Source organism: Kitasatospora sp. NPDC007106 (assembly GCF_040634455.1).
In the GTDB taxonomy this organism is placed as follows: Bacteria; Actinomycetota; Actinomycetes; order Streptomycetales; family Streptomycetaceae; genus Kitasatospora; species Kitasatospora arboriphila.
In genome coordinates this window covers 1-1,559 of record NZ_JBEYFP010001162.1, presented here as the reverse complement: position 1 = coordinate 1,559, position 1,559 = coordinate 1, and the positions used below count along the sequence as shown (strand labels likewise).

The 1,559-nt window shown below is 73.8% G+C and carries 2 protein-coding genes; one reads left to right on the top strand and one right to left on the bottom strand.

Features of this window, described 5'->3' with window-relative positions; translation table 11 throughout:
* The coding region (locus ABZ641_RS36755) for an ATP-binding SpoIIE family protein phosphatase (protein WP_359988899.1) at positions 1-766 on the top strand (766 nt) is incomplete at its 5' end.
* Between the two features lie 77 nt (positions 767-843).
* Here the strand turns inward: ABZ641_RS36755 and ABZ641_RS36750 are convergent.
* The coding region (locus tag ABZ641_RS36750) for a succinate dehydrogenase/fumarate reductase iron-sulfur subunit (protein ID WP_359988897.1) at positions 844-1,559 on the bottom strand (716 nt) is incomplete at its 5' end.

Sequence of the window (1,559 nt, the reverse complement as noted above, 5' to 3'; positions counted from 1 at the left end):
GTACGCCGTCTACGACCCGGTCACCCGGGCCTGCACCATCGCCAGCGCCGGCCACCCGCCGCCCGCCGTCGCCGGCCCCGACGGCACCGTCCACTTCCTGCCCGTCACCCCCGGCCCGCCGCTCGGCGTCGGGGGACTGCCCTTCGAAGCCACCGAGGCCGTCCTCGACGAGGGCAGCGTCCTCGCCCTCTACACCGACGGCCTGATCGAACGCGGCGAGGGCGACATCGACGAGGGCATGGCCGAGATCCAGCGGCGACTGGCCGCCGTCGCCCGGCAGGACCGCCCGCTGCGCGAGGCCGCCCTGCAACTCGTCGCCGGACTGCCGCCCACCCGGCTGCGCGACGACGTCACCCTGCTGCTCGCCCGCACCCGCGCCGTCCCCGCCGAATCCACCGCCACCTGGACGGTCGACCCCGACCCCGCCGCGGTCGCCAAGGTCCGCGCCGACGCCACCGCCCGGCTCGCCGACTGGGGCCTGGACGACCTCGCCTTCACCACCGAACTCGTCCTCAGCGAACTGGTCACCAACGCCATCCGCTACGCCGGCGGGCCGGTCGGCGTCCGTCTGATCCACGCCGACACCCTGACCTGCGAGGTCTCCGACGGCAGCAGCACCCAGCCCCGGATGCGCCGCGCCCGCCTCACCGACGAGGGCGGCCGCGGCCTCTACCTCGTCGCCCAGCTCACCGACCGCTGGGGCAGCCGCTACACCGCCGCCGGCAAGACCATCTGGACCGAACAGGAACTCCCGACCGACCCCTGACGGACTCCCTCAGGAGGAGCAACCACCAGGGGCGCTGGGACTTGCCCGATGGGGCAAGCACCCCCATCAGGTGTCCCTCACTTGAGACTGCTCCGCAGGAACTCCCTGTTCAGCGCCGAGATCGCCGACAGCGGGATCCCCTTCGGGCAGGCCGTCGCGCACTCGCCGGTGTTGGTGCAGCCGCCGAAGTCCTCGGCGTCCATCGCGCCGACCATCCCCCGCACCCGGCTCGACCGCTCCGGCGCACCCTGCGGCAGCAGGTTCAGGTGCACCACCTTCGCCGCCGTGAACAGCATCGCCGACCCGTTCGGACACGCCGCCACGCAGGCCCCGCAGCCGATGCAGGCGGCGTGCTCGAAGGCCGCGTCCGCCGCCTCCTTGGGGACGGGCGTGGCGTGCGCCTCCGGTGCGCTGCCGGTCGGTGCGGTGATGTACCCGCCGGCGCCGATCACCCGGTCGAGTGCGGAGCGGTCCACCACCAGGTCCTTGACCACCGGGAAGGCCGCGGCCCGCCACGGCTCGACGTCGACGGTGGCGCCGTCCTCGAAGTGCCGCATGTGCAGCTGGCAGGTGGTGGTCGGCTGCGGCCCGTGCGCCTGCCCGTCGATGACCATGCCGCAGGCGCCGCAGATGCCCTCGCGGCAGTCGTGGTCGAAGGCCACCGGCTCCTCGCCGCGCAGCACCAGGGTCTCGTTGAGGGTGTCGAGCATCTCCAGGAAGGACATGTCGGGGCTGATGTCGCCGACCTGGTAGGTGCTGAACCCGCCGGGGTCGTCGGGGCCGGCCTGCCGCC